Origin of the sequence: Pseudomonas sp. AN-B15, from assembly GCF_019056475.1 — a bacterium.
GTDB lineage: Bacteria > Pseudomonadota > Gammaproteobacteria > Pseudomonadales > Pseudomonadaceae > Aquipseudomonas > Aquipseudomonas parakoreensis.
The window spans coordinates 1,550,819-1,572,107 of the sequence record NZ_CP049737.1 but is presented as its reverse complement, the minus strand read 5'-3'; the positions used below and the strand labels follow the sequence as shown (position 1 = coordinate 1,572,107).

General features: G+C 59.0%; 22 protein-coding genes and 1 tRNA gene. 6 read left to right on the top strand and 17 right to left on the bottom strand.

Annotated features, from left to right (window positions below; all coding sequences use genetic code 11):
• Positions 1–3 precede the first annotated feature (3 nt).
• From GTQ41_RS07260 to GTQ41_RS07235, 6 genes are all read right to left on the bottom strand, one after another.
• On the bottom strand, positions 4–369 hold the full coding sequence (locus GTQ41_RS07260; RefSeq protein WP_041070350.1) for a 5-carboxymethyl-2-hydroxymuconate Delta-isomerase: 366 nt from the start codon (positions 367–369) through the stop codon (positions 4–6).
• Positions 370–539: 170 nt separating this feature from the next.
• The gene (locus GTQ41_RS07255; RefSeq protein WP_041070352.1) at positions 540–1,460 is read right to left on the bottom strand and encodes a LysR substrate-binding domain-containing protein; all 921 of its coding nucleotides are present in this window, start codon (positions 1,458–1,460) and stop codon (positions 540–542) included.
• A gap of 88 nt (positions 1,461–1,548) precedes the next feature.
• A complete protein-coding gene (locus GTQ41_RS07250) occupies positions 1,549–3,633 on the bottom strand; it encodes a DUF6311 domain-containing protein (protein WP_047292299.1) in 2,085 nt (694 codons plus the stop codon).
• The gene (locus GTQ41_RS07245) at positions 3,630–4,016 is read right to left on the bottom strand and encodes a GtrA family protein (protein ID WP_047292297.1); all 387 of its coding nucleotides are present in this window, start codon (positions 4,014–4,016) and stop codon (positions 3,630–3,632) included. Before GTQ41_RS07245 ends, GTQ41_RS07250 begins: the two co-directional genes overlap by 4 nt.
• On the bottom strand, positions 4,013–4,723 hold the full coding sequence (locus tag GTQ41_RS07240) for a bifunctional 2-polyprenyl-6-hydroxyphenol methylase/3-demethylubiquinol 3-O-methyltransferase UbiG (protein WP_047292295.1): 711 nt from the start codon (positions 4,721–4,723) through the stop codon (positions 4,013–4,015). Before GTQ41_RS07240 ends, GTQ41_RS07245 begins: the two co-directional genes overlap by 4 nt.
• Positions 4,724–4,726: 3 nt before the next feature.
• Positions 4,727–5,692: a glycosyltransferase family 2 protein gene (locus GTQ41_RS07235; protein WP_047292294.1), complete on the bottom strand. Its 966-nt coding sequence runs from the start codon at positions 5,690–5,692 to the stop codon at positions 4,727–4,729.
• A 276-nt stretch (positions 5,693–5,968) separates the two neighbouring features.
• Between GTQ41_RS07235 and GTQ41_RS07230 the strand changes: the two genes are divergently transcribed.
• Entirely contained in the window at positions 5,969–6,160 is a 192-nt protein-coding gene (locus GTQ41_RS07230) for a DUF1508 domain-containing protein (RefSeq protein WP_041070360.1), read from the top strand.
• A gap of 153 nt (positions 6,161–6,313) precedes the next feature.
• Positions 6,314–6,520, top strand: a complete 207-nt coding sequence (locus GTQ41_RS07225; RefSeq protein WP_027614505.1) for a hypothetical protein — start codon at positions 6,314–6,316, stop codon at positions 6,518–6,520.
• Between the two features lie 80 nt (positions 6,521–6,600).
• Here GTQ41_RS07225 and GTQ41_RS07220 read toward each other — a convergent pair.
• From GTQ41_RS07220 to dapA, 5 genes are all read right to left on the bottom strand, one after another.
• Positions 6,601–6,690, bottom strand: a tRNA-Ser gene (locus tag GTQ41_RS07220).
• Positions 6,691–6,774: 84 nt separating this feature from the next.
• Positions 6,775–7,488 (bottom strand): phosphoribosylaminoimidazolesuccinocarboxamide synthase, encoded by a 714-nt coding sequence (gene purC / locus GTQ41_RS07215; RefSeq protein ID WP_007963288.1) that lies wholly within the window; start codon positions 7,486–7,488, stop codon positions 6,775–6,777.
• A 28-nt stretch (positions 7,489–7,516) separates the two neighbouring features.
• The gene (locus tag GTQ41_RS07210) at positions 7,517–8,278 is read right to left on the bottom strand and encodes an MBL fold metallo-hydrolase (protein WP_047292293.1); all 762 of its coding nucleotides are present in this window, start codon (positions 8,276–8,278) and stop codon (positions 7,517–7,519) included.
• Positions 8,279–8,282: 4 nt separating this feature from the next.
• On the bottom strand, positions 8,283–9,398 hold the full coding sequence (gene bamC / locus GTQ41_RS07205) for an outer membrane protein assembly factor BamC (RefSeq protein WP_041070366.1): 1,116 nt from the start codon (positions 9,396–9,398) through the stop codon (positions 8,283–8,285).
• Between the two features lie 17 nt (positions 9,399–9,415).
• Entirely contained in the window at positions 9,416–10,294 is an 879-nt protein-coding gene (gene dapA / locus GTQ41_RS07200; protein ID WP_047292292.1) for a 4-hydroxy-tetrahydrodipicolinate synthase, read from the bottom strand.
• A gap of 325 nt (positions 10,295–10,619) precedes the next feature.
• Between dapA and GTQ41_RS07195 the strand changes: the two genes are divergently transcribed.
• Both GTQ41_RS07195 and GTQ41_RS07190 read left to right on the top strand, forming a co-directional pair.
• Positions 10,620–11,180, top strand: a complete 561-nt coding sequence (locus GTQ41_RS07195) for a glycine cleavage system protein R (protein ID WP_047292291.1) — start codon at positions 10,620–10,622, stop codon at positions 11,178–11,180.
• A gap of 10 nt (positions 11,181–11,190) precedes the next feature.
• Positions 11,191–11,664, top strand: coding sequence for a peroxiredoxin (locus tag GTQ41_RS07190; RefSeq protein WP_047292290.1), 474 nt, complete (start codon positions 11,191–11,193; stop codon positions 11,662–11,664).
• Positions 11,665–11,750: 86 nt separating this feature from the next.
• On the opposite strand, the gene GTQ41_RS07185 is transcribed toward GTQ41_RS07190, so the two are convergent.
• Both GTQ41_RS07185 and GTQ41_RS07180 read right to left on the bottom strand, forming a co-directional pair.
• Complete coding sequence (locus GTQ41_RS07185) at positions 11,751–12,821, bottom strand: AI-2E family transporter (RefSeq protein ID WP_027614463.1); 1,071 nt, start codon at positions 12,819–12,821, stop codon at positions 11,751–11,753.
• A gap of 32 nt (positions 12,822–12,853) precedes the next feature.
• Positions 12,854–13,093: a sulfurtransferase TusA family protein gene (locus tag GTQ41_RS07180; protein ID WP_047292289.1), complete on the bottom strand. Its 240-nt coding sequence runs from the start codon at positions 13,091–13,093 to the stop codon at positions 12,854–12,856.
• A 98-nt stretch (positions 13,094–13,191) separates the two neighbouring features.
• Here GTQ41_RS07180 and GTQ41_RS07175 point away from each other — a divergent pair, with 98 nt between their 5' ends.
• Positions 13,192–14,625 carry a M48 family metalloprotease gene (locus tag GTQ41_RS07175; RefSeq protein WP_041070373.1) on the top strand — a complete coding sequence of 478 codons (1,434 nt, stop codon included), beginning with the start codon at positions 13,192–13,194 and terminating at the stop codon, positions 14,623–14,625.
• Positions 14,626–14,705: 80 nt separating this feature from the next.
• Here the strand turns inward: GTQ41_RS07175 and GTQ41_RS07170 are convergent, their stop codons facing one another.
• From GTQ41_RS07170 to rpoE, 4 genes are all read right to left on the bottom strand, one after another.
• Complete coding sequence (locus GTQ41_RS07170; RefSeq protein WP_047292288.1) at positions 14,706–16,136, bottom strand: DegQ family serine endoprotease; 1,431 nt, start codon at positions 16,134–16,136, stop codon at positions 14,706–14,708.
• A 210-nt stretch (positions 16,137–16,346) separates the two neighbouring features.
• Complete coding sequence (locus GTQ41_RS07165) at positions 16,347–17,309, bottom strand: MucB/RseB C-terminal domain-containing protein (protein WP_047292287.1); 963 nt, start codon at positions 17,307–17,309, stop codon at positions 16,347–16,349.
• Positions 17,310–17,317: 8 nt separating this feature from the next.
• Positions 17,318–17,905: a sigma-E factor negative regulatory protein gene (locus tag GTQ41_RS07160; protein ID WP_041070379.1), complete on the bottom strand. Its 588-nt coding sequence runs from the start codon at positions 17,903–17,905 to the stop codon at positions 17,318–17,320.
• Between the two features lie 30 nt (positions 17,906–17,935).
• On the bottom strand, positions 17,936–18,517 hold the full coding sequence (rpoE, locus tag GTQ41_RS07155; RefSeq protein WP_003172477.1) for an RNA polymerase sigma factor RpoE: 582 nt from the start codon (positions 18,515–18,517) through the stop codon (positions 17,936–17,938).
• Between the two features lie 558 nt (positions 18,518–19,075).
• Between rpoE and nadB the strand changes: the two genes are divergently transcribed.
• The gene (gene nadB / locus GTQ41_RS07150; RefSeq protein WP_047292286.1) at positions 19,076–20,683 is read left to right on the top strand and encodes an L-aspartate oxidase; all 1,608 of its coding nucleotides are present in this window, start codon (positions 19,076–19,078) and stop codon (positions 20,681–20,683) included.
• Positions 20,684–21,289 lie beyond the last annotated feature (606 nt).

The window sequence follows — 21,289 nt, the reverse complement described above, 5'->3', positions numbered from 1 at the left end:
GTCCTACACGCCGATGGCGGTCTTGGTGTAGGAATCGCGGTCGATATCGAGCAACTCCACACAGAGCTGCACTTCAACCCCGGCCGGCCACTCGCACAGATCCTGCAACACCGCCAACAGACTTTCCGAGAGCTGCTTCTTGATTTGCGGCGAACGACCGCTGAGCAGCGCCAGTTTCACGTGGACAAAGGCGCGTTCGCCCATGCCGGTGCCCACCTTGAAAGTCTCGACCTTCACCGCCCGGCTCTTGATATCGAACTCCGCCGCGAACTGACCAGACCCCACCAGCGTGTTGTTGAGACGGATCAACGCCACATCCGCGTTCAGCTGCGGCAGGTTGGCGGTGTATTCCATGTGCAGATGTGGCATGCGGTGCTCCAGTCAGTCGGCAGAAAGGTCGTACATATACCACAGCATTGCCCTGCTCCCGTGCGGGTTTTTGCCTGCTCCCGATGAGGGCGTGTCAGTCACATCAATGTTGTCTGATACTGCGCTTTCGCGAGCAGGCTCGCTCCCACAGGGGAGATTTGTGGTGGGATTCAGGGCGCGGTCAGTGGCCGTTCGCTCATGAATGCCTCAAGCCGCGAACGCAGCCAGCGTTCGGCCGGATCGCTGTCGACATGGCTGAGCCAGACCATCGACAGGTCCAGCATCGGGGTCTTGAACGGGAACGGTTCTTTGAACAGTCGACCAGAAGCCGCCATGGCTTCGGCGGTATAGTCCGGCAGGCTGGCGATCAGGTCGGTACCGGCGAGCAACGCCGGCAGCGCACTGTATTGCGGCACCGACAGCACCACATGCCGGGTGCGGCCGATTTCCGCCAGCCACTCATCGGCATAACCGCTGATGTTGGCCGTGTGCGACACCAGTACGTGCGGACGTGAACAGTATTCGTCGAGGGTCAGCGGCGAATCCGAGGCGTCGGCGCGCAGGATGCTCGGCTGGATATGCCGCAGCAGCTTGCGTTTGGCATTGGCCGGCAAGCCACGGGTCTGGCTGATGCCGACGGTAATGTCGCCGGCCGCCAGCAGATCGGGAATGCGCCAGTAGTCGACGTGTTGCACCACGAACACCACGCTCGGCGCCTCCTGGCGCAGTGCCCGCAACAGCGGCGGCAACAGGCCAAACTCGACATCATCGGACAGGCCGATCCGGAACGTCATGTTGCTCACCGCGGGGTCGAAGTCGTGGGTCAGGCTCAGCGCCACCGACAGCGAGTCGAGCGCCGGCGACAGATACCTAAACAACTCTTCGGCGCGGGCGGTCGGTTCCATGCGATGGCCGACGCGGATGAACAGCGGGTCATTGAACATCGCGCGCAAGCGATTGAGGGCCGAGCTGATGGTCGGCTGGCCGAGAAACAGCTTCTCTGCCGCCCGGGTGACGTTGCGTTCGAGCATCAAGGTCTCGAACACCACCATCAGGTTGATGTCGGCCTTGCGTAATTCATTTCGATTCATCCATTGCCCCCGATCCCCAGACTGCTGGCAGTGTATGAAGTCCTTGGGATCGGCGTCTATCAGACGATTGGCGGTTTGTTCGACAATTTCACTGCACCGTCAGGGTTTGCAATCCCAGCCCCATGACTCGCGCATCGTCATTGAAACCGAGTTTTTTCGGGCTGACCGCATCTGGCAGATGCAGCTGGACATTCAGATACTCCTCGGCGACCTGCGCCGCGCTGAGCGGAATTTCCAGCCGATTGCCCTGCACCTGGGTCAGACGCGTCGACAACGCCTCGACGCCATTGATGCTGACGATCACCCGCTGACCGAGGTTCGGCGGCATGGCAAACGCCAGCGCCTCAATCACCAGCGCATGCGACCCGGGGGCCACGCGCAGCAGCAGTTGCGCATCCTGTCCGTCACTCCAGGTGCCCCAGGCTTCCGGTGTGGACCAGCCTTTGACCAGTTGCCGAGTGCTGCGGTTGAACGTCTGCACCAGCCCCGGCTGGCTCAAGGGTATCGCCGACAGCGCCCGCCCCTGATCGACCATCGCCAGACAGTCATTACAGTGTTTCCAGCCCGGGGCCAGCACGACAAAGTCGTCGACGCGGGTCAACAGATCGGTTTCGCTGTGGATGCTCTTGACCGCCAACTCCAGCGCGTCGTCATCGAGGATGTACAGCGAATCGCTGTCGTACTGGCCGCTGGCGAGTTGGCTTTGCGTCGTGAGCGACAGCTTGTCCAGCGCCTTGGGGCTCGTACGCCCCAGGTAAGCCGCGTCGGTTTCCAGCCCATGGGTGGCGGCGAAATCGGCAATCGCCTGCCACTGGTCCGGTTGATTTTTCGGCATCACGGCACGGATGCTCTTGTAGTGCGCCGCCGCACTGGCCCAGAACGGATCATGCATCGGGCTGGCCCAGGCCGACGCTTCGGGCAGCATTTTCGCTGCTCTCAAACCTGCCCAGGCAATCCGGGTGTCGGTGACTTGCACCATTAACGCCAGCGCCAGCAGCCCCATGGCGACTCGCGTTCGATAGCCGCGCACCACCAGATAAGTCAGCAATATCACGATGGCGTAAAACACCGGCCAGAACATCCGACCCGAGGCACGAAAAATACTCGCTGCACGCAGCACGAATTCTGGCAGCAGATAGCTGAACGTCTGCAGGCCGAATCCGATCTGGTTCGACAGCGCGAACAGCGTTAATCCGATCAACGCCAGCAACAAGGACGGGCGACTGCACAACAAAGCCTTCAACGAGATACCACTTTTGTACCAGCCGATAGCGGCCAGCGGCAGCAGCAACAGGACACCCAGCCCCAGGTAGTTGAAACCTTCGTAATCGCCTGCGCCCTTGGGGATGCCCGGCAAGACAAATGACCAACCGTCTGGATCCACCAGCGACAACAAGTTCATTCGATAAAAGCCGAAACCGCCGCCCGCCGCGCCATCGGTAATACTGAAATAACCCGCCTGCCAGCAGCACACGCTCACCAGCACGAACAAGCCGCCCAGCTCGATAAAGACCTGACGGCGCGTCAGCTTGCCAGCCCACAACTTGCCAAACAGATCCGCGACCCAGATCAGCGCCACCATGCCCAACAGGTAAGCGTGAACCAATGCCGTCACGGCGAGCAATGCTGCCCACGCCAAACGTCGGCGCTCGAGTGCCGGGTGGAGTGCCAGATACAACGCCGCGAGAATCAGGAAGTGCCCGACCAGCGAAAGATGTCCACCGGTACGCAGAAACATCGGCGGCGAAAACACCAGGAGCCCTGTGCCGAGCAGGCGCAACACGGGGTTGTCGGTGATCAAGCCGAGCAGCTTCCAGGCAAACCAGGCCTGCAGAACGAAACACAGCAACAACCACATGCCGAAGTACTGGAATGTTTCCGGCAGCCACGCATCGAACGGCTTGAACAGCAACGCCAGCAGCGGATTGGAATCGGAAAAAATGATCGCACTGCCCAACTCCATTCCATAGGACGGATTCAGCCCGAGCGGAAAGGACCATGGAGAATGGCGGAAGAACACCCAGCCCAGGTAATGCGTCGCCGGGTCGCCGTCCTTGAGCCAGGCAATGTTTTGCGGATCAAGGGCACGCGGGCCGATTACCAGAAAAAACGCCAGCGCTCCCAGCAGGAGCGGCAACAGCGCCAAGGCCGGATGCTTGTTCAAGCCTTTCATCGATACGTCCAGAAATTGTGCAGCACAAAGGTGAACGCCGGAATGATCAGTGCCACGGCACCGATGCCCAGCAAATAGTGCAGTCCAGCCAATTGCGCTGCCCACGCAACGAACATCGCCAGCAAGAACCCGCCGAAGGACACCAGCATGAACCGCACCAATGTTCTGCCATGCAGCTGCGCGGAGAAACTCCAGGTGGTGTTGATCACGTAGGACACCACCGTAGCCACAGCGAATGCCACACCGTTGGCCAACGGCGGTTGCGGGGCCACGAAGTTGATGAACAGCACCGCCACCAGCGCATGCAGCGCGGTGACGAACAGCCCGGTCACGGCAAAGCGCAAACCGCGCTGGATCAACGCCGATCGGTCGGCTGAAGTCACGGTTTGCACGCCAGCACAAACACGCTCAGACCAGCCAGACGGTTCATCCGCATCAGCGGCAGTTCAAGGCGGCAGAGGGTCTTGAGCACGCCGTTGACCAACGGATGATGACGCTTGAGTTGAGACTGCGGCGCGGCGGCCTGCGGGCCTTGGGGCAGCAAACGCAAGACCGCCGCGATCGGAAACACCGCGCCGAAATAGTAGGCACCGCGCTGCACAGTCAAGCCGGCGTCACGGGCCAGGGCTTCAAACTGCGCCAGGGTGTAGCGGCGTTTGTGTTCGAGGAAGTCGTCATGCCCGCTCCACAGAAACTGGAACGCCGGCACGGTCATCAGGAAACGGCTGCCGGACGGCACTTTATCGACGTAAGCCTTGAGCAGGCCGAGGTCGTCGTCGACATGCTCCAGCACGTCCATCAGCAGCACCAGGTCCGCGTCGACGGCTTCGATATCGCGACGATAATGCACCGGTTTGCCGGCAGTGCTTGCATCAGAATCGGCTGGGTAGCTGATATCGACGCACCACGCCTCCTGCGCCGAGGTTTGGGTCAACAGATGATGCGAAAAAAAACCCGATCCGGCGCCCACGTCGAGAATCCGCGTGATCGGTGCCTCACCGAGCAGACGACGCGTTGCCGCCGCTTTGGAGCAGTAATACCAATGCTCGCCGATGCTGTCGCCGAGGATGTCGGTTTCCTTGAGATCCATGTATCAGTCCTTGGGGTCATAGACGCGACGCACCAGAAAAACCGGCCGGCGTTTGGATTCGATGTAAGTGCGCCCCAGGTACTCGCCGAGTACGCCGATGCCGATCAACTGCAGGCCACCGAGGAACGTCACGGCTACCATCAACGAGGCATAACCGGGCATGTCGATGCCGTGGATCAGTGTGCGCACCACAATAAAAATGGCGAAGGCAAACGATACCAGCGAGACCACCGCGCCGATGTAAGTCCAGATTCGCAGCGGTTCGGTACTGAAACTGGTGATGCCCTCGAGGGCAAAATTCCACAGCCGCCAGCCGTTGAACTTGCTCTGCCCTGCCACGCGCTCGGGCCGCTCGTAATCCACATGGGTGGTGCGAAACCCCACCCAGGCAAACAGGCCCTTCATGAAGCGCCGGGACTCGGGCAAGGTCAGCAAGGCGTCGACCACGCAACGGTCCATCAGACGGAAATCACCGACGTTTTCCGGCAGCGGTTGCTCGGCAATCTTGTTGTGCAGGCGATAGAACCAGTGGGCGGAAGTCTGCTTGGCCCAGGTGTCGCTGCGGCGACTGATGCGATGGCCGAGCACGACTTCATAGCCTTCGCGCCAGCGCTCGATCATTTGCAGAATGACTTCGGGCGGGTCCTGCAGGTCGGCATCGATGGGGACAATGATCTGCCCGGTGGCGATCTGCAGGCCAGCGGACAAGGCGGCCTCTTTGCCAAAGTTACGGCTCAGATCGACGATACGCAGCCGCGAATCGTGCCGCTGACGTTCCAGCAGCCCCTCAAGCGTGGCATCGGTACTGCCGTCATTGACGAACACCAGTTCCAGAGCAATCGAGGTCTGGTGCCGGAAGACTTCATCAATGCGCCGAATGAACGCGTCGAGACTGTCCTCCTCGTTAAAAACCGGGACAACCAGCGATAACGTGACCCGTGTGGCCTGTGCTGTTCCATGCTCAGTCAAGGGAATGCTCTTTTTATAGTGTTTGTCGGTCGTCGAAACATTTTCAACGCCATGAGCCGTCCCGTATTAAGCAGTAGCGCCGTTAGCCTTGCAAGGCGCAATTGGCGACATTCCGGCCAATCCAGACGCCATTGCGCACGCTCTAGTCCGCACTCCTCAGAAACATCTGCCAACGATTGGAAACAAATGCCCGATAGCGAAAAAAACTCGCTCCGCTAGGCTTGCGTCGATGCGACACACAGGTTGTCGCAAACACCATCGCAAGGAGCGAACTGAATGTATTTCGAGATCTACAGGCAATCCCGAGGCACCCCGAGCACCGGCAAAGGCCAATGGCGCTGGCGGCTGCGGGCGGGAAACCACGAGACGGTTGCCAGTGGCGAGTCCTATGTGAACAAGGCTGACTGTTTACACGTGATCGAGTTGATCAAGGGTGTGCAGAGCGATACGCCGGTGAAGGAGATCTGACTCCGCGATTGGCAGAGCGCCACGTCCTACAGCCTCTTCCTTTTTTGCCTGAAGCGCTGGCGAAGCACTTCCGCGCCCCTACGCTCTCTAGCGTGTGGGGCGATCCAGCCCTGTTACGCCATTTGACGTTCAACTCAAAAAAGGAGCCGCACCATGGCTAGAGACAAAGCGAAAGACGACAAGCACTTCAATTGCACCCAAACACACGAAGCCGACTACGTCGCCAGCCTCTATCCGCACGCCAAGGACGAAGTGAAGACCTTCCTGGCCTCGGCTTGCAAGGACAACACCCTGCGTAACTCGACACACAAGGAAGTGTATGACTTGATCAAGCAGAAGCTGGGGCATCCGCAGCCGTGAGGAGCTGAGGCGGGGTCTCTAAAACCTGCAGAAACAAAAAAGCCCCGTAGCTCTTCAGCTACGGGGCTTTTTCTATGTAATGGCGGAGAGATAGGGATTCGAACCCTAGGTACCGGTGAAGGTACAACGGATTTCGAATCCGTCCCATTCGGCCACTCTGGCATCTCTCCAACGGCGCGCATCATAACAACACTTCTGCCGAAAGCAAACCCTCTTTCGAAAATTTTCTCCGTGCTATCAGATGCTTGCGTCGATTAAAGCGGTACACCCAGACGATTGGCGACTTCTTCGTAAGCTTCGATGACGTCACCGAGGCCCTGGCGGAAGCGGTCTTTGTCCATCTTCTTCTTGGTGTCCTTGTCCCACAGACGGCAGCCGTCCGGGCTGAACTCGTCGCCCAGGACGATAGAACCGTCGCTGAACACGCCGAACTCAAGCTTGAAGTCCACCAGCAAGAGGCCTGCGTCGTCGAACAGTTTGCTCAGGACTTCGTTGACCTTCAGCGACAGTTCTTTCATGCGCGCCAGTTGCTCGGCGGTGCCCCAGCCGAATGCCACGACGTGGGATTCGTTGATGAACGGGTCGCCCTTGGCGTCGTCCTTCAGGAACAGTTCGAAGGTGTACGGGTTGAGCTTCATGCCCTCTTCGACGCCCAGACGTTTTACCAGGCTGCCGGCAGCGTAGTTACGCACGACGCACTCGACCGGGATCATGTCCAGCTTCTTCACCAGGCACTCGTTGTCGCCCAGCAGCTTGTCGAATTGGGTCGGGATGCCGGCCGCTTCGAGTTTTTGCATGATGAAGGCGTTGAACTTGTTGTTCACCATGCCTTTGCGGTCGAGCTGCTCGATGCGCTTGCCGTCGAACGCCGAGGTGTCGTTGCGAAACAGCAGGATCAAGCGGTCAGCGTCATCGGTCTTGTAAACCGATTTGGCTTTGCCGCGGTAGAGTTCTTCACGTTTTTCCATGATGGGCTCCGCTTGCTAAGTAGATGGGCTAGGCGATATGGCGCCAGTCGAGCCCTGAATCTTGATCGGCCAGTTGCAGCCAGTCCGGGTCGCACCCGAGGGTGTCGACAAAACATTGCCGGGCCAGCTGCGGCAGGTTGTTCTTGCTGCTCAGGTGGGCGAGAACCAGATGCTGCAAGCCCTGCCACCCCAACTCGGCCACCAGGAATGCCGCCTGATGGTTGTTCAAATGTCCCAGCTCGCCGCCCACCCGCTGCTTGAGAAAGTGCGGGTAATGACCACGTGCCAGCATGTCGCGGCAATGGTTGGACTCGATCATCAATGCATCGAGATCCCGATAACCGTCCAGCACCCGTTCGCAGTAGGAACCCAGGTCGGTCAGCAGGCCGAAGCGCCGCTGCTCGTTGTCACTGAATACATACTGAGTCGGCTCTTGCGCATCATGGGCCACGGCAATGACCCCGATGTTCAGTGCGCCGATCTGCAACTGCTCGCCGCCGGCGAGAAAGCCTGCGGGTTCGATCGGTTTGCGCATCCCGCGCAGTGTGCCGCGACTGAGGTAGACCGGCAGATTGTAGCGCCGAGACAGCAAACCCACGCCATGCACGTGGTCGGCATGTTCGTGGGTTACGAGTATCGCGCTCAGCTGCGCCGGATTCACACCCAGGCGCAACAGGCGTTTTTCGGTTTCCCGCAGGGAAAAACCACAATCCACCAGCACATACGTATCAGCGCTGGCGATCAGCGTGCCGTTCCCTTGGCTACCGCTGCCGAGAACGGCAAAGCGCATGTGATCAGCCCAGGTTGTCCTGAATCACGCTCAACACTTTGCGGGCCACATCGGCCGGCGCAACGGTGTTGATGTTCTTCTCGACGGTTACCTGAACGTTTTCGCCGACCTTGCTCAGGCGCACCTGATAACGCTCGGCGCGGGCTTCAACTTCTTCCTTGGTCGGCGCACTGCCGAACAGGCTGCTGAAGAAACCAGGCTTCTCGTCCTTCTTCTCGGCTTTTTCGGCCAGGTTGATGTAATACAGACCCAGGCTGCGGTTGATGTCCTCAACTCGCCATTGACCTTGCTCCAACGCACGACCGACGCTCGACCAGGCACGATCCAGATCCGGACCGACGTTCAACACCGGGTTGCCGCTGCCGTCTTCGCTGAGGCTGACACGGCTTGGGGTATCGAAATCACGCGAAGCCAGCATCGACACCGAACCACCCTTCTCGGATGTCCGGCTCATGCTCGCCAGCATGTCGTCGACCAGCGCTGCGTCCAGGCCAGTGTTGACCGAACGGTTGGTGAAATCGACGTCAGCGGTGCTGCCGGCAGGACGCTCGGCGCTGACCACGTAGATTTCACTGGTGTTGCGCTGCACGCCTGGCTCGATGCGCACCCGCACGCGGGTTTCGCTGTCGGCGCCGACACCCGCTGCGCTCAGGCGCTTGGCCATGGCGGCGGACAGCTCGTCGGAATGCTGCCAGGTGGTGGTGAATTCACCGGTTTGCGGACGCTGTTCATCCAGACGGAAACCGTTGTCCTGGAAGAACTGCACCGCCACTGGCCAGACTTCGGCCGGTGGGTGCTGGGCCACGACCCAACGCGAGTCACCGCTCTTCTGCAGCGAGTAGTCGGTTGCATCGGCAATCGCGGTCAGCGGTTGTGGACGCGGCACCACGTATTCGCCCTTGGCAGTGTCATCGGCCACGTTGCGCGGAATCGGCAACAGTGGATCAAGACGCTTGGAGGTGCTGACATTCGGTGGCAATTGCATCGGTGCAGTCTGTTGCGCTTCCAGGTAATCGCTACCACGGTCACGGAAATAACCTTCCGGGCCCCAGACCCATCCGCAGCCACTGGTGCTGGAGATAATCAAGGCAAGTGCGGAAAGTCCGGCCATTCGCTTCATGCGTTGTACTTCCTCAATTAAACCAGGACGCTGCACTGGCGCAGGGCCGTGCGAAGCGTTTCATGACAAGGAGCGCTCAGCCAGGTCAGCGGCAGGCGGATGCCTTCGTGCATCAGGCCCATTTCAACCAAAGCCCACTTCACCGGAATCGGGTTGGCTTCGATGAACAGGTCCTTGTGCAGCGGCATCAGTTTTTCATTGATTGCCCGTGCGGTATCGGCGTCGCCTTTCAACGCGGCCTCGCACAGGTCAGCCATTTCGCGCGGGGCGACGTTGGCTGTTACGGAGATGTTGCCTTTGCCACCCAGCAGGATCAGCTCGACCGCGGTCGGATCATCGCCGGACAGCACGATGAAGTCCTTGCTCACGCCGTCGATGATGGCTTTGGCGCGTTTCAGGTCACCGGTGGCTTCCTTGATGCCGATGATGTTCGGCACGGTGGACAGGCGAATCACCGTCTCGGCCTGCATGTCGCAGGAGGTGCGGCCGGGAACGTTGTAGAGAATCTGTGGAATGTCGACGGCTTCGGCAATGTGCTTGAAGTGCTGGTACAGGCCTTCCTGGGTCGGCTTGTTGTAGTACGGAACTACCAGCAGGCAGGCGTCGGCGCCGGCTTCCTTGGCATTGCGGGTCAGCTCGACGGCTTCGCGGGTCGAGTTGGCGCCGGTACCGGCGATCACCGGAATGCGCCCGGCTACCTGTTTGACCACGGCTTTGATGACGGCGATGTGTTCTTCTACATCAAGGGTCGCCGACTCGCCGGTAGTACCGACCGCGACGATGGCATGGGTGCCGTTCTTGAGATGGAAGTCCACGAGTTTGCTGAGGCTGTCCCAGTCAAGACGCCCTTGTGCATCCATGGGAGTGACCAGTGCCACCATACTGCCCGCAATCATGAAACCGCTCCTGCCGGAAAAAGAGAGCGGTAATGGTACTGGCGCCAAGATGCTTGCACAAGCGAAGTACTGCGCCGCCATTCCCCTTGGCGTCGGTTTTCGCTACCCTTCAGACTTTGATCGGTACAGATCAGCTTGTACGCCGGGTTCCAGCCTCCCCTTTCGGCCTCCCAGGCCCCGTTCCAGGGTCGCAGTTGCACGTTCCGCCTTTATTGGAGCGAATTGCGAGCCAGGGTCCGGGGCATTCTGAACGGGCACGCGCAGACGCATCCCGACGGCCAACGCCCATCGACCTACCGACCGCTCATCGCTTTAGGAATGCTGCATGTCCACCCCCACAGTTCGCGAACAATTCCTTGTCATCAGTGCCCTTGGCGCCAACCCCATGGAGCTGACTAACGTCCTGTGCCGCGCCAGCCATGAAAATCGCTGCGCCGTCGTCACGTCCCGCCTGACCCGCCACGGCGAGTGCAGTGCCCTGGTGCTGGAAGTTTCCGGTAGCTGGGACGCGCTGGCCCGCCTTGAAGGCAGCCTGCCGACCCTGGCCAAGCGCCACGCCTTCACCGTCAACGTGGTACGCAGTGCGGCGCTGGAAAATCGTCCGCAAGCACTGCCTTATGTAGCTTATGTCAGCTCGGCGTATCGCCCGGACATCATCAATGAGCTGTGCCAGTTTTTCATGGACCACAACGTCGAGCTGGAAAACCTGACCTGCGACACCTATCAGGCCCCGCAGACCGGCGGCACCATGCTCAACGCCACGTTCACCGTAACGCTGCCGGCCGGCACCCAGATCAGTTGGCTGCGCGACCAGTTCCTGGACTTCGCCGACGCAATGAACCTGGACGCGCTGATCGAACCTTGGCGCCCCCAAAACCCAATGTAAGGAAGCTTTCATGGCCGTTGTCATCGACCAACCGGTTGCGGATTTCGAAGCACCTGCCACCAGCGGGCAGACCATCAGCCTGTCTGCCTTGAAGGGCAAGCAAGTGGTGATCTACTTCTATCCGAAGGACAGCACCCCGGGCTGCACCACCGAAGGCCAGGGCTTTCGTGACCAGTATGCGGCGTTTCAGGCTGCCAACACGGAGATCTTCGGTATTTCCCGCGACAGCCTGAAGTCCCACGAGAACTTCAAGTGCAAGCAGGAGTTTCCGTTCGAGCTGATCAGCGACAAGGACGAAGCGGTCTGCCAGCTGTTCGACGTGATCAAGTTGAAGAAGCTGTACGGCAAGGAATACCTGGGCGTCGATCGCAGCACGTTTCTGATCGACAAAAACGGTGTGCTGCGTCAGGAATGGCGCGGCGTGAAAGTGCCGGGGCATGTGGATGCGGTACTGGCTGCGGCTCAGGCGCTGAATAAAGCCTGAAGATCAAAAGATCGCAGCCTGCGGCAGCTCCTACATTGGAATGTGTTTCCCTGTAGGAGCTGCCGCAGGCTGCGATCTTTTGGCTTTTATAGTAACGGAGCCACCACAGGCTCCTTACGCGGCCATGCATCCAGCACGGCCTTGAACAGCGTCGCCAGCGGAATCGCAAAGAACACGCCCCAGAAGCCCCACAACCCGCCAAACAACAGCACCGCGCAGATGATGGCCACGGGGTGCAGGTTGACCGCCTCGGAAAACAGCAAAGGCACCAGCACGTTGCCATCCAGCGTCTGAATGATTCCGTAGACCGCCATCAGATAAATGAACTGATCGCTCCAGCCCCATTGGAATAGCGCGATCAGCAGCACCGGTACGGTCACCACCACCGCACCGACGTACGGCACGACCACCGACACCCCGACCAGCAACGCCAGCAGCGCCGCATAGTTAAGGCCGAGGGCGACGAAGGCGATGTAGGTCACGCCGCCGCAGATCACGATTTCGATAACCTTGCCACGAATGTAGTTGGCAATCTGCCGGTTCATCTCCTGCGCGACCCGGGTGATCAGCGCCCGCTCGCGAGGCAGATAGCCGCGCACCCACTCGCCGATCATGGCCCGATCCTTGAGAAAGAAAAACACCAGGATCGGCACCAGCACCAGATAGATCATGATATTGACCAGCAGCGGCAGGCTCGACAGCGAAAAGGTCAGCGCCCACTGCCCGAATTTGCCGATTTCACCACGCGCGGCTTCGATGGCCTGCAGCACCTGCTCATCCGAGACCAGGTGCGGATAGCGCTCGGGCAGCAACAGCAGCAGCGACTGCCATTTGGCGAGCATGCCCGGCAGTTCGTTGAACAACGTGATCAACTGATGCCAGAGCAGCGGCAACACCACCACGATAAACACCAGCAACACGCCCATGAACAGCGCAAACACCAGGCCCACCGCCGCCGCACCGGGCACGCGCATACGCTCAAGAGCAAGCACCAGCCCCTGCATCAGGTACGCCAGCACCATCCCCGCCAGTACCGGCGCGAGCATGCCACCGAGCGTGAGCACTGCGGTGAAGGCGAGAAACAGCAGCACTGCCAGCACCACCGCTTCTTCGTCGGAAAAATAGCGCTGAATCCAGTCGCGTAACACTTTGAACATCAATAATCCCTAGGTCTTTTACGCGGGGGGGGTCAGGCTTTTTTCAACCAGTAACGGTAAACGCCTGCTTCGTCTTCTTCGCGCAGCAGCGTATGACCGGCCAAACGGGCAAAGGTGCGGAAGTCGCGCTGCGAGCCCGCGTCCGTGGCGATTACCTTGAGTATGGCGCCGCTGGGCAGCTTATTGAGCTCCATTTTGGCCTTGAGCAACGGCAACGGGCAATTCAGGCCACTGGCGTCCAGTTCACAATCATGGGCTACAGCGTCAGTCATTGCGTCACTCCGGTTCAGATGGTCGAGCGGCCTAGAATATCTGGTCGCGGGCCCGGTGTCCGGCTACAGTAAGGTCTTTGTCTTCTAAGGCTTTGTGCATGACATTTCTGCGCCCTACCCTGTTGACGCTCGCTTGCCTGCTCGCCTCACCGGGCTTTGCCGACGATCTGCCGTCACTTGGCGACGCCAGTTCTGCCATTGTCTCACCGCAACAGGAATACCAGCTGGGCCGCGCCTGGCTGGCGATGTTGCGCAGTCAGGTTGCACAACTCAACGATCCGCAACTCAAGGACTACGTCGAGTCCAGCGTCTACAAGCTGGTGGAAACCAGCCAGGTAACTGACCGCCGCCTGGAATTCATCCTGATCAACAGCCCGCAACTCAACGCCTTCGCGGCGCCAGGTGGCGTGGTCGGGGTCAACGGCGGGCTGTTCCTCAATGCGCAGACCGAAGGCGAATATGCCTCGGTACTGGCTCACGAACTGGCTCACTTGTCGCAACGTCACTTTGCTCGCGGCGTCGAAGCTTCGCAACGGATGCAGGTACCGATGATGGCGGCGCTACTGGCTGGCATCGTGATTGCCGCTGCCGGTGGTGGTGATGCCGGGATCGCGACCATTGCCGGCAGTCAAGCAGCAGCCATTCAATCGCAACGTACCTTCTCGCGCCAGAACGAACAGGAAGCCGACCGTATTGGCATCCTCAACCTGGAAAAGGCCGGATACGACCCTCGCTCGATGCCGACCATGTTCGAACGCCTGATGCGCCAGTACCGCTTCGACGCCAAGCCGCCGGAATTTCTGCTGACTCACCCGGTAACCGAGTCGCGTATCGCTGACACCCGTAACCGCGCAGAACAAGCGCCAGCCGGCGGCATTGAAGACAGCATGCGCTATCAGTTGATCCGCGCCCGCGTTCAGCTGATCTACGAAGAAACACCGGGACTGGGGGCCAAGCGCTTCCGCGCACAACTGGACGAGAACCCGAAGAACGACGTGGCGCGCTATGGCCTGGCAATCGCCCAGATCAAGGGTGGTCAGCTCAATGAAGCGCGGGAGAACCTCAAGCAGTTGCTGGCCAAGTCGCCCAACGAGATCATCTACAACCTCGCGCAGATCGACCTGGACATCACCAACAACCGCCTGCCGGACGCGCAAACCCGGGTTGACCGGATGCTCACGCAATACCCGGGCAATTACCCGCTGAATCAGGTTCGTGTCGATCTGTTGCTGAAACAGAATCGCACCGCCGACGCGGAAAAAGCCCTCGACAGCTTGCTCAAATCTCGTCCGAACGATCCGGACGTGTGGTATCAGGTCGCTGAAACTCGTGGCCTGTCCGGCAATATCATCGGCCTGCATCAGGCTCGCGCCGAATACTTTGCGCTGGTGGGGGACTATCGTCAGGCGATCCAGCAGCTCGATTTTGCCAAACGCAAGGCGGGCAGCAACTTCCCGCTGTCCTCGCGAATCGATGCGCGCCAGCGTGAACTGATGGAGCAGGAACGCATGATCAAGGACATGATGGGCTAAGTGTTCATCAGCGACATAAAAGTTTCAGGCAGAAAAAAACCGCCTCTTTCGAGGCGGTTTCTTATTTCACTGCAACCTGATTATTCAGCCAGTTTGAAGGTGATGAAACTCGCGCGACCTTCGCGCAGAACGCGCATCGACACTGAACGGTTCTTCGGCAGCGCCTTGGCGATCTCGCCGAACTCTTTGGTAGAGCCAATGGCCTGGTTGTTCAGGTGCGTGATCACGTCACCCGGCTGCAGACCGATCAGCGCCGCAGGACCATCCTGAACCTCCTTGATCACCACACCGCCCTTGAGGTCGTAGGTTTTCTTCTGCTCAGCGGTCAATTCCGCCACCGAAACGCCGAGGCGATTGCTGCTGCTTTCCGCACCGGACTTCGGCAGTGCTGCCAGCTCTTTGTCCTCATCAGGAATCGCGCCGACAGTCAGCTCGACATTCTTGCGCTTGCCGTCACGAATCACTTCGAGGTTGGCCTTGGCGCCTGCCTTAAGTGCACCAACCAGATGTGGCAAGTCAGCGGACATGACGATCGGCTGACCGTTCATGCTCAGGATCACGTCACCCACTTGCAAGCCACCCTTGGCTGCCGGACCGTCATCCTGAATCTGCGCAACCAGCGCTCCGGCCGGCTTATCAAGACCGAACGATTCAGCCAGATCCTTGTTTACTTCCTGAATAACCACGCCCAGCCAGCCGCGGCTGACCTTGCCACCGCTTTTCAGCTGATTGGAAACGTCCATCGCCACGTCGATCGGGATGGCGAACGACACGCCCATGAAGCCACCGGAACGGGTGTAGATCTGCGAGTTGATCCCTACCACTTCACCGTTCAGGTTGAACAGCGGGCCACCGGAGTTACCCGGGTTGATCGGCACGTCGGTCTGGATGAATGGCACGTAGTTTTCGTTCGGCAGGCTACGGCCAACGGCGCTGACAATGCCTTGGGTCACGGTGTGGTCAAAGCCGAACGGCGACCCGATCGCCACCACCCACTGACCGGCTTTCAGGTCCTGGGACTTGCCGAGTTTGAGCACCGGCAGATCCTTGCCATCGATTTTCAGCAGGGCCACGTCGGAGCGCGGATCGGTGCCGATCAGCTTGGCTTTCATTTCACTGCGATCTGCCAGACGCACGAGGATTTCGTCGGCATCGGCAATCACATGGTTGTTGGTCAGGATGTAGCCATCCGAAGAAATGATGAAGCCCGAACCCAGCGATTGTGCTTCACGCTGACGGTCGCCGCGCGGCGAACGCTGCTGAGGCGGCATGCCACGCTCGAAGAACTCGCGCAACATCGGCGGCAAGCCTTCCAGGTCAGGCATCTGCTGGTTCACCTTGCGATCCGGCAGTTTCTGCGTGGTACTGATGTTCACCACCGCAGGCGAGGCCTGTTCAACCAGTTGGGTGAAGTCAGGCAAGTCGGCCGCCTGGACAGCGGGGACAGCCTGACCCAGCACCAGCACGGTGGCGAAAATGGAGAGATAAGACTTCAAGCTAAGTATCGACATACAGCTCCCGTTACGACGAGCAGGGTTAAGCGATATGGAGCAAGGAACACCGGGAACCGCGGGCCGGTATTTTTGTTCCGGGAACAACAGACAAGGCCAGAGCCGTGAGGCTCTGACCTATAAAAAACTTTCGGGTGATTTGCAAATGAAAATGCTGAGCAAACATTTCATCTACGTCTCGACGAAGAGGTGGAAATGACTGAAATCAGCTCACTGCTTGCTGGTTGCAGCGCCATCATTGCGCATCGACAAAGCAATGCGTTCAGCTGTGCCAATTGGAATTTCTCCGACCACCGTGACCATCATCTCACCCTCGGGCGTGGTGAGGCGGCGAGAAACGGCAACAGTCGGCCCCAACTGCGTGCGGGTGTCAGTCACTGTCGCACCGTTGAGTGGCTCCAGGAACACCGAGAAACGCGCCAGACCGTCGTCATACATCAGGCTGTTGACCTGAGTCTTGGTTTCCGGATCTTTGTGCGAAGTACTGCTGGTCAGCACGAACCCCGGAGGGAGCCAGTCCGAATGCCAGACCTGAGCCGTCTTCACCGCAGACGCTTTGTCACTGTCCAAGGTGATGGCCTTGCAATCGGTGCCCGCCTGCAAATCTTTATCCGACGGGACATCAGCGGTATCAAGGCTGGTGAACTGGAAACGCTCGAGCAACTGCCCCTTGTCATTGAGCAGCAGTGACTTAAGCGGCAGAGCGGTCTGTTTGTCCAGATGAAGTTCGAAACCATAGCGATGCTGGTCTCGCGGCGTCAGCGATACGATAACCGCATCCCGCCCGGCCACACGCGACTTGCCGATGACAGCAAGGTCATACCAGTTTTTCAGCTTTTGGGGATCAAACGCACGAGCGGTCGAGTTGGAAGAGTCTCCCAACCCCGCAATCAGAGTGCCACTGACACATTGAGTATGCCCATCAATGCGCACCACTTCCTGTGCCGAACCGTCCAGCTGAACCAGGCGCTCGCGAACCTGACCGTTCTGGACACGATGCCAGATGTTATGGGTAGAAAAACTACCGTTACGCTCGTAAACGAAGGTGCCTTGAAAGCTTTGCTGCTGTTCGGCCTGGCCCAGACGGTTCAACCAGTCCTGGGCCTCATCAGCGTGGGCTGGAACAACGAACCAGCCACTGAGCAGAAGCGAAAGTAAAGGTATGGCGCGCATGATCCTCCTTAACGGTTTTCCATGCTTGCTGCACGCGCATAAGGCAAGGCGCTTTCAGTACCTTTCAGTGCAGCCTGCTGGGCATGCTGGCGCAGATAACCTGGCAGACGCTGATCATGCCAGCCTGGCTGACCTTGCAGAACGCCATTGGCCATCGGACCGGTGGTTTCCGAGCTTTCCTTATAGCCTGCCAGCACTGCAGGGCCTTTGGCTTGCGGTGCTACCAGCGAAGGCTGATTGGACTGCTGAGCCAACTCGACACCCGCGATTTCGTCCTGGTTGTACAGACGAACACCGGCCAGTACGGCAACGGTCACCGAAGCGGCAACGGCCAGACGACCGAGGTTACGCCATGGACCACGGGATACTTTGGCTGGAGCCGTTTCGTCTTCCAGCGCAGCAGAGACTGCCGCAGCGATGTCCAGACGCGGAAGCAGCAGGTCCTTGTGCATGGCTGCCCGGGCGATCTGGTAACGAGCCCAGGTCTCACGGGTTTCAACATCGTCCAGTGCATTGATCACTCGACGCAATTCCAATTCGTCCGCTTCGTTATCCATCACTGCGGACAGCGATTCCTGCAGGGCTTCACGACTCATGGCGTTCCTCTCTTGGCTGTCGCCGCTGTCTCAGTTTTCCTGCAACAACGGCTGCAGGGCTTTATCGATGGCCTCCCGAGCGCGGAAAATCCGGGAGCGCACGGTACCCACCGGACACTGCATGACACTCGCAATGTCCTCGTAACTCAGACCATCGAATTCACGTAAAGTTAACGCCGTACGCAAATCCTCTGGCAGTTGCTGAATGGTTCGATGGACGGTGCCTTCGATCTCATCCCGCAGCAACGCGCGTTCCGGTGATTCGAGATCCTTGAGGCCATGATCGCCATCGTAGAACTCTGCGTCTTCAGAACTTACATCACTATCCGGCGGCCGGCGGCCGCGTGAAACCAGATAGTTTTTTGCCGTGTTGATGGCAATGCGGTAAAGCCACGTATAGAACGCGCTGTCTCCGCGAAAGTTTCCTAATGCTCGGTACGCCTTGATAAAGGCTTCCTGAGCCACATCCTGGGCTTCATGGGTGTCGTGCACAAAACGCACGATCAACCCGAGAATTTTGTGCTGATATTTCAGCACCAGCAGATCGAAAGCTCGCTTGTCGCCACGCTGAACGCGCTCGACCAGCTGCTGATCCTCTTCCTGGGTTAGCATGAACACTCCTCGATAAGCATGGAGGAGGCTTGCATAACTAAACGACCAGACTTGCAAACATAGACTCGGGCTTTTCGCAAAAGTTCTCCCCCTCCAGGCAAGTTTCCTGCGGGCTCTGATTTGGCACGCACGAAAAACGCAGCGCGGGATAAACCGGCTGCGCGAATAATCTTGTCATCGGTTCGCCGGCAAAAACCCAATCGCAGGTTCTGCATTGAAGCCGACACTGTCCCGTGTTTCTGGCAACTGTCTATTGATCTTGGGCCTCTGGCAAAAGTTCCAATTATTTATAGCCATGCTGGAGCGACATTGAGCGACCGTGCGCTGAAAAAGCCTGTTTCATCCTCGATACAGTTGCCTTTTTCCAAAACGATGAAAAAAAACCTCCGACGAAACGTCAGGCTTTTGTCGTCACAGTAGTTTCACAATGCCATACAAGCCCGGCTATTGTGCCGCTCCACCCCTCTATATACTAGTGGGCTGTGTGGCTGTCTTGACTCGCCGATCCAGCTGTCTTGCGCCAACCCCGATCCGGGTCGCTTTGAGCGGAATCCTGAAATGAGCCAACAGTTTCAACACGATGTTCTGGTGATTGGCAGCGGCGCTGCCGGTTTGAGTCTCGCGCTGACCCTGCCGGGTCATTTGCGCATTGCCGTATTGAGCAAGGGTGATCTGGCCAACGGTTCGACCTATTGGGCCCAGGGCGGCGTCGCTGCCGTGCTGGACGATACCGACACTGTCGAATCCCACGTCGATGACACCCTGAACGCCGGCGGCGGTCTGTGCCATGAAGACGCGGTGCGTTTCACTGTCGAGCACAGTCGGGAAGCCATCCAGTGGTTGATCGACCAGGGCGTGCCGTTCACCCGCGACGAACAGTCCGGCACCGAAGACGGCGGCTTCGAATTCCACCTGACCCGCGAGGGCGGTCACAGTCATCGGCGCATCATCCACGCCGCCGACGCAACCGGCGCAGCGATTTTCACCACCCTGCTCGCCCAAGCCAGAGAGCGCAGCAATATAGAGCTGCTGGAACAACGGGTTGCCGTTGATCTGATCACCGAACGGCGTCTGGGCCTGGACGGCGAGCGCTGCCTCGGTGCCTACGTGCTGAATCGCGCGACCGGCGAAGTCGACACCTACGGCGCACGCTTCGTGATCCTCGCGTCCGGCGGCGCGGCCAAGGTCTACCTCTATACCAGCAACCCCGATGGCGCCTGCGGTGATGGCATCGCCATGGCCTGGCGTTCGGGCTGCCGGGTGGCCAACCTGGAATTCAACCAGTTCCACCCCACTTGCCTGTATCACCCACAAGCCAAGAGTTTCCTGATCACTGAAGCCTTGCGCGGCGAAGGTGCGCACCTGAAGCTGCCCAATGGCGAACGGTTCATGCCGCGTTTCGACAAACGTGCCGAACTGGCACCACGCGACATCGTCGCCCGTGCCATCGACCATGAAATGAAGCGCCTGGGCGTCGACTGCGTCTATCTCGATATCAGCCACAAGCCGGAAGCCTTCATCAAAAGCCACTTCCCGACTGTTTATGAGCGCTGCCTGGGTTTCGGCATCGACATCACCAGGCAACCGATCCCGGTCGTACCGGCGGCGCACTACACCTGTGGTGGGGTGATGGTCGATCAACACGGTCGCACCGATGTGCCTGGGCTGTACGCGATTGGCGAAACCAGCTTCACCGGTTTGCACGGCGCCAACCGCATGGCCAGCAACTCGCTGCTCGAATGCTTTGTCTATGCGCGTTCGGCGGCGGCGGACATTCTTGCGCAACTGGATGCCGTCACCGCGCCAAACGCCCTGCCCGAGTGGGACGCCAGCCAGGTAACCGATTCCGACGAAGACGTGATCATCGCCCACAACTGGGATGAGCTGCGCCGCTTCATGTGGGACTACGTGGGGATCGTGCGCACCAACAAGCGCCTGCAACGGGCGCAGCACCGCGTGCGCCTGCTGCTGGACGAGATCGACGAGTTCTACAGCAACTATCGCGTAAGCAGAGACCTGATTGAATTGAGGAACCTTGCTCAAGTAGCGGAACTGATGATCAGGTCTGCCATGAAACGTAAGGAATCTCGGGGTCTGCACTACACGTTGGACTATCCAGAGCTGCTGCCAGAGGCGAAGGATACGATCCTTACACCCGACAAATGAGGCACGTTAGGAGCCATAGCGTAGCACCATGGGGCCCCAGTTTGTAACAGCTTTGGCGCACATTTGTCCCAACGCTGAGGTCCTTATCACCTGCCCGCAAGGGTCCTTATCGTGCGCCTGAGCGAGCATGCGAGGGCCTATGGGGGTAAGCGCGCAGGTTAGTAGTTACAGGTGGTCACTCAGATTTTTGTGCCAGATCCTCATGAGGTGCCCTTGAGGCACCCATACAGCCAGAAGGCCACATGAACACCAACGCAGGCCCGTAGGCCGCGCTAAACGTGTCCATGAAGTTGTCCTAAGAGTTAAGGGATCGGTGAACCGTCAGGTTTGTGAGACCGTATTGAGTGGCAATCTCAAGGATGCCCTCATAGGATTTAGGCCAGCCTCCACCACTTGAGTCGTTGGTGGCCCCTGACTGGAGCAGGGCAAAGCAAACGGCTGCATATGGGGTCAGGTGATCGACTTGTATCTTCGTAACCACCCGTTTGTCCTTGTAGGTATAACAGAGAGTAAAACTCATGGCTGGCCTTGCCGTAACATGGTCGATGCCCAAGCATAGCAACTAAACAGCTCGCCCATGAGGCCCATTACGGACCTCATGGATAC

What these genes read in the sequence shown, in the direction of transcription:
- GTQ41_RS07260 (WP_041070350.1), bottom strand. Translation starts at nt 369, where the DNA reads ATGCCACATCTGCACATGGAATACACCGCCAACCTGCCGCAGCTGAAC.
- GTQ41_RS07255 (WP_041070352.1), bottom strand. Translation starts at nt 1,460, where the DNA reads ATGAATCGAAATGAATTACGCAAGGCCGACATCAACCTGATGGTGGTG.
- GTQ41_RS07250 (WP_047292299.1), bottom strand. Translation starts at nt 3,633, where the DNA reads ATGAAAGGCTTGAACAAGCATCCGGCCTTGGCGCTGTTGCCGCTCCTG.
- GTQ41_RS07240 (WP_047292295.1), bottom strand. Translation starts at nt 4,723, where the DNA reads ATGGATCTCAAGGAAACCGACATCCTCGGCGACAGCATCGGCGAGCAT.
- GTQ41_RS07230 (WP_041070360.1), top strand. Translation starts at nt 5,969, where the DNA reads ATGTATTTCGAGATCTACAGGCAATCCCGAGGCACCCCGAGCACCGGC.
- GTQ41_RS07225 (WP_027614505.1), top strand. Translation starts at nt 6,314, where the DNA reads ATGGCTAGAGACAAAGCGAAAGACGACAAGCACTTCAATTGCACCCAA.
- purC (WP_007963288.1), bottom strand. Translation starts at nt 7,488, where the DNA reads ATGGAAAAACGTGAAGAACTCTACCGCGGCAAAGCCAAATCGGTTTAC.
- GTQ41_RS07210 (WP_047292293.1), bottom strand. Translation starts at nt 8,278, where the DNA reads ATGCGCTTTGCCGTTCTCGGCAGCGGTAGCCAAGGGAACGGCACGCTG.
- bamC (WP_041070366.1), bottom strand. Translation starts at nt 9,398, where the DNA reads ATGAAGCGAATGGCCGGACTTTCCGCACTTGCCTTGATTATCTCCAGC.
- dapA (WP_047292292.1), bottom strand. Translation starts at nt 10,294, where the DNA reads ATGATTGCGGGCAGTATGGTGGCACTGGTCACTCCCATGGATGCACAA.
- GTQ41_RS07195 (WP_047292291.1), top strand. Translation starts at nt 10,620, where the DNA reads ATGTCCACCCCCACAGTTCGCGAACAATTCCTTGTCATCAGTGCCCTT.
- GTQ41_RS07190 (WP_047292290.1), top strand. Translation starts at nt 11,191, where the DNA reads ATGGCCGTTGTCATCGACCAACCGGTTGCGGATTTCGAAGCACCTGCC.
- GTQ41_RS07185 (WP_027614463.1), bottom strand. Translation starts at nt 12,821, where the DNA reads ATGTTCAAAGTGTTACGCGACTGGATTCAGCGCTATTTTTCCGACGAA.
- GTQ41_RS07180 (WP_047292289.1), bottom strand. Translation starts at nt 13,093, where the DNA reads ATGACTGACGCTGTAGCCCATGATTGTGAACTGGACGCCAGTGGCCTG.
- GTQ41_RS07175 (WP_041070373.1), top strand. Translation starts at nt 13,192, where the DNA reads ATGACATTTCTGCGCCCTACCCTGTTGACGCTCGCTTGCCTGCTCGCC.
- GTQ41_RS07170 (WP_047292288.1), bottom strand. Translation starts at nt 16,136, where the DNA reads ATGTCGATACTTAGCTTGAAGTCTTATCTCTCCATTTTCGCCACCGTG.
- GTQ41_RS07165 (WP_047292287.1), bottom strand. Translation starts at nt 17,309, where the DNA reads ATGCGCGCCATACCTTTACTTTCGCTTCTGCTCAGTGGCTGGTTCGTT.
- GTQ41_RS07160 (WP_041070379.1), bottom strand. Translation starts at nt 17,905, where the DNA reads ATGAGTCGTGAAGCCCTGCAGGAATCGCTGTCCGCAGTGATGGATAAC.
- rpoE (WP_003172477.1), bottom strand. Translation starts at nt 18,517, where the DNA reads ATGCTAACCCAGGAAGAGGATCAGCAGCTGGTCGAGCGCGTTCAGCGT.
- nadB (WP_047292286.1), top strand. Translation starts at nt 19,076, where the DNA reads ATGAGCCAACAGTTTCAACACGATGTTCTGGTGATTGGCAGCGGCGCT.